Source organism: Psychrobacter sp. LFX-11D, from assembly GCF_904846475.1.
Lineage (GTDB): Bacteria > Pseudomonadota > Gammaproteobacteria > Pseudomonadales > Moraxellaceae > Psychrobacter > Psychrobacter cryohalolentis.
The window spans coordinates 1-13,683 of the sequence record NZ_CAJHAV010000002.1; the positions used below are offsets into that span (position 1 = coordinate 1).

Sequence of the window (13,683 nt, forward strand, 5' to 3'; positions counted from 1 at the left end):
ACCCGTCCGCCGCTCGACGCCTGATAGCAAGCTATCATCGTTTCCGCTCGACTTGCATGTGTTAAGCCTGCCGCCAGCGTTCAATCTGAGCCATGATCAAACTCTTCAGTTTAATCTTGCTATGAAGCTCTTTAAAGAAGCTTCTAAACTTGGCTCATCTAATCTGGCAAAATCGCTAAAAATTATGTTCGTAATGAATTAACTTTGAGTTTTTTTACTGTCTTAAATGATAATTTTTATAGTTAGAATCCTATCGAAAAGATAGTCAACCAACTTTATTTTTTAGCATTCTGAATCAGCAAAAATCCACACAAGTTGTTCTTTAGTTATGCTTTTAAATAATGTCTCTACTGTCGTCCAGTAAGAGTGTTCTAACTAAATCCGCTAAACCAATCTGGCTTATCCTATTTAGCGAGCTGACCATCATATCATGTTTTAATAGTCTGTCAACTTCTTTTCTTAATTTGTTTCTTTAAGTTAACTGGTTAGTTATTGTGTAATCACACAGTAGCTGATTCCAGTTCGTCTTAATGAGGTGCGTATTATAGACGCTTTAATTAGTAAGTCAAGAAGTAAATTATTTTAATTTGAGTTAACTTAAAAGTAATTTTTCCGGTTGGCTAAATTGTCTAAGCGATAAACCACTCCAACCCGCCTTCCTCTCCGACTGGGTGGCAGTATACGCTGTTTTAGTAGGGGGTCAAGAGATTATTAAGGTTTATTTTTATTTGGTTGAAAACACTAGGTTTACCTTTCAATGTAGGATTTCATCAAGGACAAAGATTTTTCGTCCATTTCCCCATTCTATTACCGCGAACACATTGATATTGCACCCCATACTGCACCCATTGCCAATTTAAATCAGACGGCTTGCCTTTTAAGGTAAAACTAATACGGTAACGTTCTGCACTCACACTATCATCCATGAGACCAGAACGGGTAATGACAACAACCGCTGTCTTAGGCTGCGATTTTGATGGATAGTAAAAAGCTTGTGCCAAATCATAATCCGCATCTACTTCGTTAATACTACTATTGATTAGCTTAAGCTTTTCAAGACCACAAGCAATCAGCCCTTTTTTGATAGAGCACGGTGCTGATGCGGAAGTTACTGCACTACCATTAATATTTAGATGCTTAAAATTAGCTGGATTGGCAGCTTCAGCACGAGATATCGTACTTACTGAATTACTAGTAGTAGCATGTGTAGAGACTGAAACAAATGACAATGAAAACAAAGCGCTTGCCATCAAACCTCTTAACAAATTGTTTGAGGTCCTTGAAACAGGTAATAGGCGATTAAAAATAGGTAAGTTCAGCATAATAACCTCGGCTTAGTTATCAAATGGCGTTATAGGAAGGCTAACCGTATAAACTTTATATAGACTGCATACAATAACATTGTATAAGGCTTTAATATTGAACCCAATCAATAGCTATTTGTGTTGTTTTATTTTAATTTTTCACTTGTTATGGTTATCTCTATCAAAGCTATAAATTAGTGCCCAATAGATTCGAAAACTAATACGCAAACAAAAACCGCCTATTAAAAAATAAGCGGTTTTTGTTTGCGTGTCTTAAGTTAATATTCACTATAAAAAGCTATAGTATTAACTGGTCGCTTTGGCTTGTAAGGTGCTAAAAATACCTGACAAGGCATAAATAACACCAATCGCTAAAATGCCGACTGGAATATCATATAACACGATACTCATGACCAATACACCAACGATAAGCACCACGAAAGGGACTTTCTTCTTATCAAACTCTTTAAAACTATAGTATTTGACGTTGCTAACCATCAGCAAACCGCAAATAACGACCCAAGCAGCAAATAAAAACATCACAAGCGTATCGTATTGTCCGATCCATTGATTGTGATCAACGGCAACCATAACAGCCGCTGTGACCAAAATAGCGGCAAGCGGACTGGCCAAACCAACAAAGTATTTTTTATCGACCTCACCAATCTGAACGTTAAAACGCGCTAGACGGAAGGCGGCACAGGCAGTAAAGACAAACGCACAGCCAAGCCCAATGCGACCTAATGGCTGCAAAGCAAAGCTGTAAATTAGGATTGCTGGTGCGACACCAAAAGCTAGCATATCGGCAAGCGAATCGTACTGCTCACCAAATGGGCTTTGCGCATTTAACATACGCGCTACCCGACCATCTGCACCATCCAAAATAGCCGATAAGAAAATCGCTAAAGAGGCTTTATAGAACTCACCTTGGGTACTGGCTAAAATAGAATAAAAGCCTGAAAGCAGCGATAAAGTGGTGATCAAGTTGGGCGCTAAATAAACACCGCGACTGACCACCCGCTTACCTTCAGCGACTTCCGCTTCAATCACCTCGAACGTCAGCCCATCATAGTTCTCATTATCCGCCAAGCGAATATCGAAATCATGCTCATCCACAAAAGGCGGTTGAGTGGCAGCGCTATCTTGTAATAAGGGCTCTTTAATCAAACCGTCATTCATCACTTTATCAGTGACCAGACTACCCTTTGCAAGATTGTTTTTTTCAAGGCTACGTGATGATTGATCAGTCGTCATAACAATATCCTTATTCGCCAACCAACCAGCGGACGGTGGTTGCACTATCAGGTGTTAAATCTGGTGCATCAGCAACTTTTAATACAGGCTGTAAGAAACGTAGTATCTCACGCGCTTGGTTATCGAACTGCCATGGCGGATTGATCACAAGTAGCCCTGTACCGTTTAGACCGACAGCGATATCTTTAGGATAAATATTTAGCTCACAAACCAGCTGACGTCTCATCTCAGTACGCTTGAGCTTTTTATAGAACAGCTCAACCGCGTCGATGTTCTTGATTGGGAACCATAATGCATAAGTGCCTTGTGGCCACTTGTTATAAGAATGCACCAACAAATCGATTAGACGCGTGAAGTCTTTATGCTCCTGCTCGTAAGGAGGATCTAAAAATATCAAGCCGCGCTTTTCTTTTGGCGGAATCACGGCAGCGATACCTTCAAAAGCATTGCGATGATGAATACCGATTGGCAATTTATGTAGCTGATAGTTCAGTGCATCATATTCACTGGCTTTGGCTTCAAACGCTTCACCGCGCACGCCAGCATCTGGATTTTTTTCAACATGATGAGCAATCCACCACGGCGAACCCGGATAGACTTTTTTATCATAGGTAAAACGGGCTTGGTTAATACCTTCCATATAGTCTTTGATGGCAGCTGGTGCTTTTTCGACATCGGCTTTTACTAAGGCTTGGATACCACCTTTGGCTTCACCAGTCTTGCGCGCCTCTTCACTGCCGAGCGAATACAGTCCACGACCGCCATAAGCATCAAGCACATAAAAAGGTTTGTTTTTTTGCCCCATTTGGTTCAGTAGTTGTACCAATAGAATGTGTTTAACAACATCGGCAAAGTTACCAGCATGATAGGCGTGTTTATAATTCATAAGTTCAAAAGTTTAAATAAGAAAAATTGCATCTATGGTAGCATAGGATGGCTAAAAGATAACGATGGTTTTGGTAAAAAGGCATAGATTGGTCGGGTAAAGGTATAGATTGACGGTGTAATGACAGATAATGGACGATAGCGAGACAAAATGACGAAGATTATTAGCAATCTTGATGTAACGACGTTGGTGGTTGATAATCCAATAGGTAAGGAGAATCCGCCACTGTTATCTTTACATTCTACTAACTATAATAATCAGGCGCTGCCGACCCAGCATTTATTACAATCCTCTGATTTTGAGGTTAACTGGGAACACAAGCTGACAGATAAACAGTTGGATACGTTTGTTGATGATGGTTGGCTGATTATTGATGATGTCTTTGAACGAAAAGCCTTATTAGCACTGCAAGCGGAAAGTGGCTTTATTGACTATCGTGATGCTCAGCTAACGGCGGGTATTCGTATCAGTGATATTCGCGGTGATAAAATACGCTGGATTACCAAAGACTTTTTTGCAGGATTTTATTATCTACACAGTATCAATGCGCTTGCCAACTTATTCAATCAAAGCTTGTACGCTGGTATTCGCCACAGTGAAGCGCATTATGCGTGTTATCCAGTAGGTTTTGGCTATCTATGGCATAGTGATAATCCAGCTGGACGTAATGAACGCGTTATCTCGGCAGTGTTTTATCTTAATGATGAATGGACAGCGAATGACGGCGGCGCGCTAGAAATCGTTGATAAACATGGTGTCCATCATAATGTAATGCCTGTCGCTAATAGGCTTGTAATATTTGATAGTGACTTACGGCATCAAGTACAAATCGCCCATCGTCAGCGTTATTCTATCGCGACTTGGATGCGCCGTGATGGCTTAGTACCATTCGTAGAAGACGTTATTTAAGTACTGTAATATTCATAAAGACTCTCTTACCAGCTACATCTAACCATACTATCTATCCCTCTATAATAAAAAAGGCTTCCCATGTCAGATTTTGATAAAAACCGAAATACTCAGTCTCAGATGCAAGCAACTCATCAACAAGCAACATTGGATTTAAGTATCGCCTTACTTGAACGTCCGTCAGTGACGCCAGATGATGATGGCTGCCAAGACATATTATCTGAGCGGCTAACGCAAGCAGGCTTCGACTGCGAGTTTATGTATTACGGTAATAGACAAGCAAAAGGCGAACATGCTGAGGTTAAAAACTTATGGGCGCGCCGCGGTAATACCAATCCAGTCATTTGCTTTGCCGGTCATACTGACGTCGTCCCAATAGGCGATGAAAAAAATTGGACCTATCCGCCCTTTACCCCAACCATTGCAGATGGCTATTTATGGGCGCGTGGTGCCGCTGATATGAAAACTGGCATTGCCGCTTTTACCGTCGCTGCTGAACGTTTCGTTGCCAATCATCCTGAGCACAATGGCTCAATTGCCTTTTTAATCACTTCAGATGAAGAAGGTCCGTCTATTAACGGCACAGTCAAGGTAGTAGAAACGCTAGAAGCACGTAATGAGAAAATTACGTACTGCTTAGTGGGTGAACCATCTAGTACTGATACCCTAGGTGATATTATTAAGAATGGTCGTCGTGGCTCACTCGGCGCAGTGCTCACTGTCACTGGTAAACAAGGTCACGTTGCCTACCCGCACCTTGCATCAAATCCTATTCATGCGGCTATGTCGGCACTCGCAGAACTGACCAATGCTACTTGGGATAATGGCAATGATTACTTCCCTGCGACTTCACTACAAATATCTAATATCAATAGTGGAACGGGGGCGACCAACGTCATTCCTGAAACCTTAGAGGCTGTATTTAACTTCCGCTTTTCGACAGAAACGACTGAAGATGAACTAAAAGCGAAGACACATGCTATTTTTGATAGATATTTCGCTGATAGCAAAGCAGCTTATGATATTCATTGGAAATTATCTGGTCAGCCTTTTTTGACGCCTGAAGGTAAATTGGTCTCAGCATGCCAGCAAGCGATTAAATCTGTGACTGGAACCGATACGACATTATCAACTTCTGGCGGCACATCAGATGGACGCTTTATTGCACCAACCGGTGCGCAAGTGGTCGAACTTGGCGTGCGTAATGCCACTATTCATCAGGTTGATGAAAAAGTTGAAGTAGATGACTTAGGGAAATTGGCGCAGATTTATGAAGGGATTTTAGAGAATTTACTAGGGCGTGTCCTCAATTCAATTGATCATATCTAAACGGGCTAAAAATGGCTAAATTTTGCCAAACATCGTTAAATAGCTGGTTAATATCCCGATATTATCTGCGCTATTTTCCTTGTTTGACTGCAATTTATCTCATTTTTATCACCATTTTTGAAATGAGGACACGCCCTATTAGATTAATAAGCACTAGTAAAAAAAGCGCCATCTCATACAGATGGCGCTTTTTTATTATAGATATTAATTACTTACTCAATACCAATATATAGCTCGACTTGACCATATTCTAACTTACCCTCAACGTAACGCTCAAAGTCAACGTTATAAGTTCGAGTATGCTCACAGCTTGGATCATTGAAATACGTCCACGCTTTTTCCCATGCATTCATCACGGTATTAGGCATGTTACCGTATTCAGAAAACACCATGTATTTTCCTGCAGGAATAGTGACCGTTGTTAGGTTGCTTGCATTTTTATTCTTAGTAGCTTTGACAGTATTGGTCGTATCGTCATTGTCTGACTGTTTTTGCTGACTTTCCACCTTCCAACTCGCAACCACATCAAAAGCGCCTACATCATCACTCTCATAGTTATGATAGATACCATAGATATCCTGACCCTTTTCAAGTTGGCTCACGTGATTTTTGTAAAAACTTTGCCATAGCTTGCCTAACTTTGCCGTTTCATGGCTTATTTCATCGGTGTTGGTGGTGCGTACGCTGATGCCTGTGCAAGTTTGTACGTCGGTTAGCTCTTGGATTGGTGCAGTCATGAGACGGTTTGTCCTGTTTTCATTTGAGATTATGTTTATTAAAGCTATGTTTGTTATTAAAAAATAGTCAAAAGGTCAATCTAGTCCGCTTCGTCGATCCAATTCATCTGAATCGCTTCTAAGATACCTTCATTGGAGCGTTGCGGATCATCGTCAAAGCCTTCAAGCTCCGTCACCCAGCGATGCAAATCCGTAAAGCGAATATACTGCGGATCGGTCTCTGGGAATTTTTCATAAAGCTCAATAGCGATATCTAAGCTGTCTGTCCATTTTAACTTCTGCGGGGTCATAGTAGCTCCTTATGTTTTCAATTATTTTTATAAAATAGCATTATAAAATATATATGCGCTATCCTACCAAAATTCATCATAGGATTATAGGCAAGTTGGTTACGCAGCCTTTGTTGATTTAGTCAACTCAGTAGATTGAGCAGCTTTAATCGCCACTTGATGCTGATTCCATGACTCAATAACTTCTGTCAGCTGCTTACCCGTCATATCTAGCACCTCAGTTGCGCACTTACCTTGCTTATTGGTTAAAACAAACTTGGTCATACCCACTGCCATCAGCTGGTTTTTAACAAAAAATCGATGCTCAAAATAGACATATTTTTTATCCCAACCGACAAGCATACTATTGACTGTTATCTTATCTAGAAACTTAATTTGTTTAAGATAGACCATCTCCTGCATAGCGATAATCCAGCCGAGATTTTTAATCCCTTTTTGATGACAGCAGTTCATAAGCCATTTGGTGATATTTAGCTCAATAAAAGACAGATAGCGATAATTAGGCAGATGATCGCGAAAACCCATGTCATGTGGTAATACCCGATACTGACGCACAGTTGGTGCTGTCAATGTTTCAATACTCAGGTGATTGCTTATCGATTGCTGCTTAAGTTGTTGTTTGAGTAGGCTTACCATAATAAAGAAACGCAGCAGCATATTCATAAGAAACCTTCTTATTTTATAATATTGATAATGAGAAAATACATTGTAGATAGCTTTAGATGGGCAATACTCTAACGCAAAAAAAGCCACCTCAGTGACTTTTTTATGTGAAAGCTTCTGTTTAAAAAATGATGTGTCAGATCTATTTTAAAGGTTAATGACCAGCGCCATTGATACTACGTACCATCTCTTCGACCATCTTCTTCGCATCACCAAAGATCATCATGGTTTTGTCCATATAGAACAAGCTGTTATCTAGACCAGCATAACCTGTACTCATAGAACGCTTAATAACCATCACCGTTTGCGCTTTGGTCACTTCTAGAATTGGCATACCAAAGATTGGTGATGTCGGATCATCTTTCGCAGATGGGTTGACAACATCATTGGCACCGATAACTAATACCACATCCGTACTCGCGAAGTCCGAGTTAATCTCATCCATCTCTAAAATATCATCATAAGGCACATCGGCTTCTGCCAATAGTACGTTCATATGTCCTGGCATACGACCTGCAACTGGATGAATGGCAAAACGAACATTAACGCCTTCTTCTTTTAACAGCTCATACAATTCTTTTACAGCGTTTTGTGCACGACCTTGCGCCATGCCGTAACCTGGGACAATCACCACACTACTGGCATTTGCCATAAGGAAGCCAGCATCTTCTGCTGATCCTGCTTTGTAATTCTTTGGCGCGCCATCATCGCCGCCAGCTGCGACCGCTGATGTACCCATACCGCCAAACAATACATTAAGTAATGAGCGGTTCATGGCTTTACACATGATATAAGATAGAATCGCACCTGACGAACCGACTAGAGAACCTGCGATAATGAGCATCGAGTTGCCAAGAGTAAAACCAATACCTGCTGCTGCCCACCCTGAAAATGAGTTCAATAGCGACACGACCACTGGCATATCGCCACCACCAATTGGCGCAATCCACATCCAACCAAAAATCACTGCAATCACTGCCATCGCATAGAAGGCGGGTAATGAATCAGTGACGAAGTACACACCACCGAACGCAATCATCGCAATGAACAATAGCGCTTGGACAGGTTTTACCCAACTACCAACTAAGGTCTTAGCCCAGCTCTTCGCTGCCAATTTACCAAAGGCAAAGACCGATGCTGAGAAAGTAATCGCACCGATAAAACAACCAATAAACAATTCAACACGAGCAACCGCGCCATGCTGTTGTTCAGTATGCAGTACCGTTGCTAATGCAATCGCAACCGCTGCCAAACCGACAAACGAGTGCATCAAAGCCACGGTTTCTGGCATTTGGGTCATGGCGACCGTCTTTGCTTTCCACATACCGACGATAGCACCCAATACCATCGCACCGATGATTAACCAAAGCACTGGACCTTCTGCTAGGAAGAACGTTGTTACAACGGCAATCGCCATGGCAACCATACCCAATCGATTACCACGAATCGCCGTTTTTGGGCTAGATAAACCCCGTAACGTCAAAACAAAAAGAATGGCACCGACCAGATAAAACCAGTCCGCATTAGCCGCAATCATATTTGATAAGTCACTCATGCGTCACCCCCAGTATCCGTTGTTACTACTGCTTTTTTCACTTTTGGCTTAAACATCGACAGCATACGCTCAGTCACGGCGAAACCACCAAAAATATTGATACTAGCTAAAAATACCGCAAAAGCCCCAAGTAAACTGGTCGGCGTAAATATCGAACCATCGATAGTGACGGTCTGTAGCATTGCACCGACAATAACAATACTTGATAAAGCGTTGGTTACAGCCATTAAAGGCGTATGCAGTGCAGGGGTTACACCCCAAACAACGTAGTATCCGACAAAGATAGCCAGTACAAATACGGTAAAAATCGCTACGAATGGCGTGCTACTCATGGCCGCACCGGCTGGCGCTGCCGCTAAAATAGTGGCAATCATCTTATCCTCCTAAAATTTGTTCGTGTCTGGCAAATGTACGATAATGAAATTATCAAGACCTGAAATTTAGCACTTAGCGTTTAGCAAGACGTACTTGATTGTTATGCGTTACCGCTAATGCGCCTTGAATCTCATCTTCCATGTCTAAGTTGAGTGCCATTGTGTTTGCTGTAGCGTCATCTGTAGCGGCAGGCGCAATTAAAGTGGTGATAAAATTAACGAGGTTATTGGCATACAAGTCTGATGATTGCGCCGCCAACTGTGAGGGAATATTAGCTGCACCGACAATACGTACGCCATTTGACGTCGTAATCGTTTCATCAGGGACACTGCCTTCAACGTTTCCGCCAGTGCCAGCCGCCATATCGATCAGTACCGAACCAGCTTTCATCTTAGCAATGGTTGATTGGTGTACCAAACGCGGCGCTTGACGACCCGGAATCTGTGCAGTCGTAATGACGATGTCAGCATTGCTCAAGGCTTTATCAACAATAGCAGCTTGGTCTTTGATATATTGCTCAGATGGCGTCCACGCATAGCCGCCTGTAGATTTAGCTGTCTCAGCCTCCTCCGCACTCATCGGGACATCAAGCCATTTACCACCTAATGACTCCACTTGCTCGCGAGCGGTCGGACGTAAATCACTGGCTTCAACGACAGCACCTAAACGCTTCGCCGTCGCAATCGCTTGTAAACCCGCAACCCCAACACCTAGAATAACGACTTTGGCAGGCTTAACCGTACCAGCTGAGGTCATAAACATCGGAAACGGACGCGAATATTCATTGGCAGCGAGCAACACTGCTTTGTAACCGGCAAGGTTGGCTTGTGAAGACAAGACGTCCATATTCTGTGCGCGTGATAAGGTGCGTGGCAATAGCTCCATGGCAAAGGCGGTAGCCCCTTTGACAGCATAAGTATCCAGTTGGGTATTGCGATAGGGATCAAGCATGCCGATAACGATTTGACCAGACGTTAAACTAGCAGTCGTTGACGTCGGCAAATCATTGACGGTAGTAATAATCTGAGACTGTGTGACGACGTCAATGCTACTATTGGCGATATCAGCACCCGCAGCCTGATATAATTCATCCGCATAATAAGACGCTTGACCTGCACCTGACTGGATGACAACCTCAAACCCAAGTTTGCGTAACTTTTTTACCGCGTCTGGGGTTAATGCCACCCGACTCTCACTTGCGCTCTCTGCACTAATAACACCAATTTTCATACCGTCTCCTTACGTCTAATGACTATGCTTATGTCTAATAACTAATTTTTAACACCCTTAACGCACCTCTAAAAAGCACAGGGGACAAAAAAATCTTTGGTCAGGGTTAGCTTAATACTTAAGACCAAAGATTATCAATTTAATAAATGATAGCTCGTTTGCCATCATGCCGTTTTATTATAGATATATCGTCTGCCAACTTTCATTGTCTAATGATGACCCGCAAGTAAAATAAAAGTTAGCTATTTATAACATTATCATAACTTTTATTGTTATATTAAAAAATTTTATTTATTCTTAAGTAGCTTGAAGCCTTTAGGCTATTGGCTTACACGAGTTATCACAATGCCTATAATAGTTGATATATGTCCATGATGAGGCTTAAAAGTACAAAACAGCCACGCGTAAGTCAAGTTAAACCTGTAGGTATCGTATAATGAGAAAGCTCGAAACATTAATGGAGTGTTTATCACTTCACTATAATAAGGAATAATTATGTATTTTTTACTCTCTCCTGCCAAATCTTTGAACGAAACAGATACTGCCCCAATGGATATTAGCAGCTACTATAGTCAGCCTGAGTTGATTGAACACTCGCAAGCATTGATGAAGATATTGAAGTCGAAGGAGCCGATTGACTTACAAGAGCTTATGAGTATCTCTGATGATTTGTCGCAGCTAAATGCTAAACGCAATCAAGACTGGGCTTGGAGTGATAACGAACTGTTTACGGATGACAATGCCAAACCAGCTGGTTATTTGTTCGATGGCGATGTTTATACTGGACTTGATATGTATCACATGGATAAAGACACCGCCATTTACGTCAATGAACATCTGGGTATCTTGTCCGGTCTTTATGGCGTGCTAAAGCCACTGGATTTGATTCAGCCGTATCGACTTGAAATGGGTACCAAGCTTAAAAATGAGCGTGGCGATAATTTATACGAGTTTTGGGGCGAAGAAATCACTAAGATTATTAATAAGCGCATGGCTGATAGCGATGACAAAGTATTGATCAACTTAGCTTCTAATGAATACTTTAAAGCGGTAAAGAAAAAAGCCTTGAATGCGGAGATTATCACGCCACGATTTGAAGATGAAAAGAATGGTCAATATAAAGTGATTAGCTTCTATGCTAAAAAAGCACGTGGACTGATGGTGAAATATGCTGCGGATAATAAACTGACCAATGCTGAGCAGCTTAAGCAATTTGATTTGGCAGGTTATTATTACTGTGCAGATGTGTCGGATGATAAGACGTGGGTGTTTAGACGGGATGCAGCGAATCAGTAATATTTAATGCTTTTATGATACACATGAAAAACCCCGATAAGCTCAGCCTATCGGGGTTTTATTTGAACTAGGTTTAACAAGTACGTTATGACAAAGTCATACTTCTAGCAAAAATCGATTTGTCGAGGAAGACGCTCGAAAATAGTACCTATTGTACATTGAGCACGTCTGACAAAGAAAACTCGCTTTGTAGTAGAAGTAGAGTTACATCATACCGCCCATTCCACCCATACCGCCCATTCCACCGCCACCGCCCATGCCAGCCATACCGTCATCACCTTGCGGTAAATCAGTAATCATGACTTCAGTGGTTAGCATTAGACCGGCAACAGAAGCTGCGTTTTCTAGCGCTGAACGAGCGACTTTAGCTGGATCAAGGATACCCATCTCTAGCATATCGCCATATTCGCCAGAAGCTGCGTTGTAACCGTAGTTACCACTACCACTCTTCACTTCGTTAACCACCACTGAAGCTTCTTCGCCTGAGTTGGTTACGATTTGACGTAATGGTGCTTCCATTGCGCGACGTAAGATATTGATACCAGCGTTTTGGTCATCGTTATCGCCACGTAGCTCAGACAATGCATTCATCGCACGAACTAGAGCAACACCACCACCAGGGACAACGCCTTCTTCAACCGCTGCACGAGTCGCATGTAGCGCATCATCAACGCGATCTTTCTTCTCTTTCATTTCAGTTTCAGTCGCAGCGCCAACTTTGATAACGGCAACGCCGCCAGCCAGTTTAGCCATACGCTCTTGAAGCTTTTCTTTATCGTAGTCAGACGTTGATTCTTCAACTTGACGTTTGATAGATTCAACACGGTTTTCGATATCAGCAGAGTTGCCAGCGCCATCAACGATAACGGTGTTTTCTTTACCGACAGTGACTTTCTTAGCAGTACCAAGTTGCTCTAGAGTAGCAGTCTCTAAACTTAGACCAATCTCTTCAGAGATAACCGTACCGCCAGTTAGCGTTGCGATATCTTCTAGCATGGCTTTACGACGATCGCCGAAACCTGGTGCTTTAACGGCACAAGTTTTTAAGCCGCCACGCATGTTGTTCACAACTAGAGTTGCCAATGCTTCGTTTTCTACGTCTTCAGCGATGATTAGCAATGGCTTGCTCTGCTGCATGACTTGCTCAAGTAATGGCACGATCTCACGGATGTTGCTGATTTTTTTGTCAACAAGCAAGATATATGGATTTTCAAATTCAGCAGTCAGGCTGTCTTGCTTGTTCGCAAAGTATGGGCTGATATAACCACGGTCAAACTGCATACCTTCGACAACTTCTAGGGTATCCTCAAAGCTTGAACCTTCTTCAACCGTGATAACACCTTGCTTACCGACTTTTTCCATCGCTTGCGCAATTAATTCACCGATTTTGGTGTCTGAGTTGGCAGAGATAGAACCAACTTGGGCAATCGCTTTTGAATCATCAGCTGGAGTAGATAGCAAATGAATTTGCTCAACAGCCGCACGTACCGCTTTATCGATACCGCGTTTTAGATCCATTGGGTTCATGCCAGCGGCAACTGATTTCATGCCTTCTTGCAAGATTGACTGAGCCAATACCGTCGCAGTCGTTGTACCATCACCAGCGACATCGTTGGTACGGCTAGCGACTTCACGAACCAATTGCGCGCCCATGTTTTCAAATTTGTTTTCAAGCTCGATTTCTTTGGCAACCGATACACCATCTTTAGTGATGGTAGGCGCGCCAAATGACTTATCGATAACCACGTTACGACCTTTAGGGCCTAGTGTTACTCGTACTGCGTTTGCTAGAACGTTTACGCCGTCCATCATTTGTTTACGGGCATCAATGCCGAATTTTACGTCTTTTGCCATG

13 protein-coding genes and 1 rRNA gene are annotated in these 13,683 nt (G+C 42.2%); 3 read left to right on the forward strand and 11 right to left on the reverse strand.

All coding sequences use genetic code 11. The annotated features are described in order from the left end of the window. From JMX75_RS01500 to JMX75_RS01515, 4 genes are all read right to left on the reverse strand, one after another. A 16S ribosomal RNA gene (locus JMX75_RS01500) occupies positions 1-112 on the reverse strand; the annotation flags it as partial. Positions 113-770: 658 nt separating this feature from the next. Beyond that, the gene (locus JMX75_RS01505) at positions 771-1,250 is read right to left on the reverse strand and encodes a hypothetical protein (protein WP_201530670.1); all 480 of its coding nucleotides are present in this window, start codon (positions 1,248-1,250) and stop codon (positions 771-773) included. A gap of 360 nt (positions 1,251-1,610) precedes the next feature. Next, positions 1,611-2,558, reverse strand: a complete 948-nt coding sequence (gene pssA / locus JMX75_RS01510) for a CDP-diacylglycerol--serine O-phosphatidyltransferase (protein WP_201530671.1) — start codon at positions 2,556-2,558, stop codon at positions 1,611-1,613. Between the two features lie 10 nt (positions 2,559-2,568). After that, complete coding sequence (locus JMX75_RS01515) at positions 2,569-3,444, reverse strand: 23S rRNA (adenine(2030)-N(6))-methyltransferase RlmJ (RefSeq protein ID WP_020442843.1); 876 nt, start codon at positions 3,442-3,444, stop codon at positions 2,569-2,571. Positions 3,445-3,594: 150 nt separating this feature from the next. Here JMX75_RS01515 and JMX75_RS01520 point away from each other — a divergent pair, with 150 nt between their 5' ends. Together JMX75_RS01520 and dapE are read left to right on the forward strand one after the other, a co-directional pair. Further along, a complete protein-coding gene (locus tag JMX75_RS01520) occupies positions 3,595-4,353 on the forward strand; it encodes a 2OG-Fe(II) oxygenase (protein WP_201530672.1) in 759 nt (252 codons plus the stop codon). An 81-nt stretch (positions 4,354-4,434) separates the two neighbouring features. Then, the gene (gene dapE / locus JMX75_RS01525) at positions 4,435-5,682 is read left to right on the forward strand and encodes a succinyl-diaminopimelate desuccinylase (protein ID WP_227673025.1); all 1,248 of its coding nucleotides are present in this window, start codon (positions 4,435-4,437) and stop codon (positions 5,680-5,682) included. A 212-nt stretch (positions 5,683-5,894) separates the two neighbouring features. Here dapE and JMX75_RS01530 read toward each other — a convergent pair whose 3' ends face one another. The 6 genes from JMX75_RS01530 to JMX75_RS01555 all read right to left on the reverse strand — a co-directional run bounded on the left by JMX75_RS01530 (position 5,895) and on the right by JMX75_RS01555 (position 10,532). Then, complete coding sequence (locus JMX75_RS01530) at positions 5,895-6,419, reverse strand: GyrI-like domain-containing protein (RefSeq protein WP_149409878.1); 525 nt, start codon at positions 6,417-6,419, stop codon at positions 5,895-5,897. A gap of 80 nt (positions 6,420-6,499) precedes the next feature. Continuing rightward, positions 6,500-6,709 (reverse strand): Fe-S cluster assembly protein IscX, encoded by a 210-nt coding sequence (gene iscX, locus JMX75_RS01535; RefSeq protein WP_011279849.1) that lies wholly within the window; start codon positions 6,707-6,709, stop codon positions 6,500-6,502. A gap of 99 nt (positions 6,710-6,808) precedes the next feature. Beyond that, positions 6,809-7,372 carry an acyl-CoA thioesterase gene (locus JMX75_RS01540; protein WP_201530673.1) on the reverse strand — a complete coding sequence of 188 codons (564 nt, stop codon included), beginning with the start codon at positions 7,370-7,372 and terminating at the stop codon, positions 6,809-6,811. Positions 7,373-7,526: 154 nt separating this feature from the next. Beyond that, a complete protein-coding gene (locus JMX75_RS01545) occupies positions 7,527-8,927 on the reverse strand; it encodes an NAD(P)(+) transhydrogenase (Re/Si-specific) subunit beta (protein ID WP_413786612.1) in 1,401 nt (466 codons plus the stop codon). Further along, the gene (locus tag JMX75_RS01550; RefSeq protein WP_198010341.1) at positions 8,924-9,259 is read right to left on the reverse strand and encodes a proton-translocating transhydrogenase family protein; all 336 of its coding nucleotides are present in this window, start codon (positions 9,257-9,259) and stop codon (positions 8,924-8,926) included. The genes JMX75_RS01545 and JMX75_RS01550 overlap by 4 nt, the downstream gene beginning before the upstream one ends. A 115-nt stretch (positions 9,260-9,374) precedes the next feature. Continuing rightward, positions 9,375-10,532 (reverse strand): NAD(P) transhydrogenase subunit alpha, encoded by a 1,158-nt coding sequence (locus JMX75_RS01555; RefSeq protein ID WP_201530674.1) that lies wholly within the window; start codon positions 10,530-10,532, stop codon positions 9,375-9,377. Between the two features lie 495 nt (positions 10,533-11,027). Between JMX75_RS01555 and yaaA the strand changes: the two genes are divergently transcribed. Beyond that, positions 11,028-11,828, forward strand: coding sequence for a peroxide stress protein YaaA (yaaA, locus tag JMX75_RS01560; RefSeq protein ID WP_149492949.1), 801 nt, complete (start codon positions 11,028-11,030; stop codon positions 11,826-11,828). Between the two features lie 204 nt (positions 11,829-12,032). Here the strand turns inward: yaaA and groL are convergent, their stop codons facing one another. Next, entirely contained in the window at positions 12,033-13,682 is a 1,650-nt protein-coding gene (gene groL, locus JMX75_RS01565) for a chaperonin GroEL (protein ID WP_201530675.1), read from the reverse strand. Position 13,683: the final 1 nt, after the last annotated feature.

Bases quoted from the DNA above. Each gene is read 5' to 3' on its own strand.
- iscX (WP_011279849.1), bottom strand. From the start codon at position 6,709: ATGACCCCGCAGAAGTTAAAATGGACAGACAGCTTAGATATCGCTATT.
- JMX75_RS01555 (WP_201530674.1), bottom strand. From the start codon at position 10,532: ATGAAAATTGGTGTTATTAGTGCAGAGAGCGCAAGTGAGAGTCGGGTG.
- JMX75_RS01520 (WP_201530672.1), top strand. From the start codon at position 3,595: ATGACGAAGATTATTAGCAATCTTGATGTAACGACGTTGGTGGTTGAT.
- JMX75_RS01545 (WP_413786612.1), bottom strand. From the start codon at position 8,927: ATGAGTGACTTATCAAATATGATTGCGGCTAATGCGGACTGGTTTTAT.
- JMX75_RS01540 (WP_201530673.1), bottom strand. From the start codon at position 7,372: ATGAATATGCTGCTGCGTTTCTTTATTATGGTAAGCCTACTCAAACAA.
- JMX75_RS01515 (WP_020442843.1), bottom strand. From the start codon at position 3,444: ATGAATTATAAACACGCCTATCATGCTGGTAACTTTGCCGATGTTGTT.
- dapE (WP_227673025.1), top strand. From the start codon at position 4,435: ATGTCAGATTTTGATAAAAACCGAAATACTCAGTCTCAGATGCAAGCA.
- JMX75_RS01550 (WP_198010341.1), bottom strand. From the start codon at position 9,259: ATGAGTAGCACGCCATTCGTAGCGATTTTTACCGTATTTGTACTGGCT.
- yaaA (WP_149492949.1), top strand. From the start codon at position 11,028: ATGTATTTTTTACTCTCTCCTGCCAAATCTTTGAACGAAACAGATACT.
- pssA (WP_201530671.1), bottom strand. From the start codon at position 2,558: ATGACGACTGATCAATCATCACGTAGCCTTGAAAAAAACAATCTTGCA.
- JMX75_RS01505 (WP_201530670.1), bottom strand. From the start codon at position 1,250: ATGGCAAGCGCTTTGTTTTCATTGTCATTTGTTTCAGTCTCTACACAT.
- JMX75_RS01530 (WP_149409878.1), bottom strand. From the start codon at position 6,419: ATGACTGCACCAATCCAAGAGCTAACCGACGTACAAACTTGCACAGGC.
- groL (WP_201530675.1), bottom strand. From the start codon at position 13,682: ATGGCAAAAGACGTAAAATTCGGCATTGATGCCCGTAAACAAATGATG.